The 3476-nt window shown below is 63.9% G+C and carries 3 protein-coding genes; 2 read left to right on the top strand and 1 reads right to left on the bottom strand.

The features are described 5' to 3' along the window. Positions 1-22 precede the first annotated feature (22 nt). A complete protein-coding gene (locus EOA32_RS35035; RefSeq protein ID WP_128374131.1) occupies positions 23-1006 on the top strand; it encodes a bifunctional riboflavin kinase/FAD synthetase in 984 nt (327 codons plus the stop codon). A gap of 192 nt (positions 1007-1198) precedes the next feature. Here EOA32_RS35035 and EOA32_RS35030 read toward each other — a convergent pair whose 3' ends face one another. Further along, complete coding sequence (locus EOA32_RS35030; RefSeq protein ID WP_128374130.1) at positions 1199-1753, bottom strand: HdeD family acid-resistance protein; 555 nt, start codon at positions 1751-1753, stop codon at positions 1199-1201. Between the two features lie 137 nt (positions 1754-1890). Here EOA32_RS35030 and EOA32_RS35025 point away from each other — a divergent pair, with 137 nt between their 5' ends. Continuing rightward, complete coding sequence (locus EOA32_RS35025; protein WP_245499497.1) at positions 1891-3447, top strand: acid phosphatase; 1557 nt, start codon at positions 1891-1893, stop codon at positions 3445-3447. Positions 3448-3476: the final 29 nt, after the last annotated feature.

Below are 3476 nucleotides of genomic sequence, written 5' to 3'. Positions count from 1 at the left end.
CCCCGACATCACGCAGGTCGACATGACGCACGATTTCGAACGCATTTCGGCGGTCACGCCGTTGCCCGGGCATCTGCGCGGCGGCGTCGCGGCGATCGGCAATTTCGACGGCGTCCACCGCGGCCATCTGTCGGTGCTGGAGCGGGCGCTGGCCGAAGCCGGCCGCCGCGGCGTGCCGGCCCTGGTGCTTACCTTCGAGCCGCATCCGCGCAAGGTGTTCAGACCGGACGTGCCGCTCTTCGTGCTGACGCCGCCGCCGATGAAGGCGCGGCTCCTGGCCAGGCTCGGCTTTGCCGCCCTCGTCGAGCAGCCGTTCACGCGCGACTTCGCCTCGCTCTCGGCCGAGGCATTTGTGACCGATGTGCTGGAAAACAGGCTGGGCGTCAGCCATGCCGTCACCGGTTTCGACTTCCACTTCGGCAAGGACCGCCAGGGCGGCCCGGCCTTCCTGATGGCGGCAGGCGAGCGCCACGGCTTCGGCGTCACGCTGGTCGACGCCTTCCGCGACGAAGGTGCCGAGGTGGTCTCGTCGAGCCGCATCCGCGCCCTGCTTTGCGAAGGCAAGGTCGGGGAAGCAGCCGGCCTGCTCGGCTATCGCTTCACCATCGAGAGCGAGGTGATCGCCGGCCAGCAGCTCGGCCGCACGCTTGGCTTTCCAACCGCCAATATGAAGCTTTCGCCGGAAGCCACTCTGAAGGAAGGCATTTACGCCGTCCGCTTGCGCCGCGCCGATGGCATGCTCCATGACGGCGTCGCCAGCTTCGGCCGCCGGCCGACCGTCGACGATAATGGCGCGCCGCTGCTCGAAACCTATGTCTTCGACTTCTCCGGCGATCTCTACGGCGAGATCTGCCAGGTGTCGTTCTTCAGCTATCTGCGCCCCGAGCTCAAATTCGATGGGCTCGATGCGCTGGTCGTGCAGATGAAGCGCGACGAGGCCGAGGCGAGGGCGCTGCTTGCAGGTGTGCGTCCGCTGTCGGAGCTGGACGCCGCCATCTGCTTCTGAGGTCTGGCAGGCGCGGTGGCGAAGAGAAGCCTCAAAGCGCCTGCGTCCGGCTAGCAGATTGCAAACCTTGGCGATTGGCGAAACGCCCTCTCATGTCGTCATCCCAGGGTCTTCGCGACGGAGCTTCGCTCCTGCTTCGCCCTGGGATGACGATGTTGGGCAGGCTTCGGCCGATCGCGAAGGTCGAGTACCCTACCGCTTGAGCGCCAGCCCGGTGGCAATGAAACTCCAGCCTTGGAAGATCAGGTCGACGGCCAGGAACATGCCGAGCACCCACAGGCTGTTGACCGGCCAGCCCATGGCGATGATCAGGCCAAGCAGGATGGTGATGATCGCGGCTGCCAGCAGCCATCCCCAGCCTTGCTGCGGCCGGTGGTTCCAGGCGACCCAGGCCCTCAGCAGCCCGGAAGCAATGAGCGCGACGGCGAGCAGAAACGTCAGCACTGCCGAGGCGAGAAGCGGGTTGTAGAAGGCGAAAAAGCCGGCGACGGCATAGAGCAGGCCGCTGAGCAACCAGTAGAAGAAGCGCCCCCAGGTCTTGACGCCGAAAGCATGGATGATCTCGATGACGCCCGCCATCAGCATCAGCCAGCCGACGACATAGATCGAAGCGACGGTGGCGATGAAGAGATTGCCGAAGGCGATGCCGCCGAAAATCAGCAGCAGCACGCCGAGCGCCACGAACCATCCCCATTTGTCGCGCGTGCGTCCGATCGCGTCTTCCAGGGTATTGCCTTGCAAGCTCATGGCTTCGTCTCCCTGCAGAGTTCGCCGCGCATCCTGCGGTTGAAGGAAGGTAATCCCGATGTGATCACCCGTCCAGCGCGGTGGCTATTGCCAAGATGCACCGAAGCTGGTGTCATTTGACTTTGCGCAATGGAGGTATGGCGATGAAGCGATCCTATGGGCTCGCCCTGTTTTCCTCGGCTCTCGCCCTGTCCGCTGTCGCTTCGCCTCCCGCCTTCGCGGCGCAGCCCGGCGATCCGCCGGACGGCATCGCCAAGATCGAGACGGTGGTCGTCATCTTCGCCGAGAACCGCGCCTTCAATAATCTCTATGGCCATTTTCCGGGTGCCGAGGGCATCGACAAGGCGAGCAAGGAAAGCTTGCAGCAGCGCGACCGTGACGGCTCGGTCCTGTCAGAGCTGCCGCCGGTCTGGGACGGGCTGACCGCCAAGGGCGTCACGCCGCCGGTGACGCAGGCAATGACCGAGCACCTTCCGAACGAACCGTTCACGGTGAACGACCCGAAAGGGTTCAACGTGCCGCTCAGCGTCGTGACGCATGATCTGTGGCATCGCTTTTACCAGAACCAGATGCAGATCAACGGAGGCAAGAACGACATGTTCGTCGCCTGGGCCGATTCAGGCGCCATGCCGATGAGCAACTGGGACGCCTCCAAGACCGATATGTGGGCCATTGCGCAAAAATACGTGCTCGCCGACCATTTCTTCATGGGCGGCTTCGGCGGCTCCTTCTTCAATCACCAGTGGCTGATCTGCGCCTGCGCGCCGTACTACGCGAATGCCGACAAGAGCCCGGCCAAGCCGTCGATCGCGGTTACGGACGCTAGCGGCACAGCGCTGAAGATCGCCGACAATTCGCCGAAATCGGCGCGCGACGGGATCCCGAAATTCGTCTCCGACGGCAACCTGACGCCGGATTTCTACGCGGTGAACACCATGCAGCCGCCATACCAGCCGAGCGGCAACGATCCGGCGCCCGGCGGCGATCGGCTGCTCGCGGATCCTAGCAAGCCCACCACGCTGCCGCCGCAGACGGAACCGACCATCGGCGACATGCTCAGCCTCAAGCACATAAGCTGGGCGTGGTATTCCGGAGCCTGGCAGTACACGCTCGACCACGGCAACAAAACACCGATCCCGAACTTCCAATATCATCATCAGCCGTTCAACTATTACGCCAATTACGCTCCGGGCACCGAGGCCAGGCGCGAACATCTGCGCGACGCCGGGTTGGCTGGCGCGAGCTTCATCCAGGCCATCGACGACGGCGCCCTGCCGCAGGTCTCTTTCTATAAGCCGCAGGGCAATCTCAACGAGCACTCCGGCTATGCCGACATCCAGGCCGGCGACCGCCATATCGCCGACGTCGTGGCTCATCTGGAAAAGAGCCCGCAATGGCCGCACATGCTGGTCGTCGTCACCTATGATGAGAACGGCGGCATCTGGGATCACGCCGCACCGCCCAAGGGCGACCGCTGGGGACCGGGCACGCGCATTCCCGCGATCATCATTTCGCCCTTCGCCAAGCACGGCTATGTCGATCATACGCCTTATGACACGACGTCGATCCTGCGCTTCATCACCGAGCGTTTCGAATTGCCGGTCCTGCACGGCATCGTGGTTCGCGATAAGGCCGTAGCCGCGCATGGCGAGCCGCCGCTCGGCGATCTTACCGGCGGGCTCGACCTGAATTGAGGGCGCGTTTTCGGAGGACCAACATCTGT

Source organism: Mesorhizobium sp. M1A.F.Ca.ET.072.01.1.1, assembly GCF_004023325.1.
Taxonomy (GTDB): Bacteria; Pseudomonadota; Alphaproteobacteria; order Rhizobiales; family Rhizobiaceae; genus Mesorhizobium.
The sequence above is the reverse complement of the archived record's forward strand: the minus strand, read 5'-3'. Positions and strand labels throughout refer to the sequence as shown.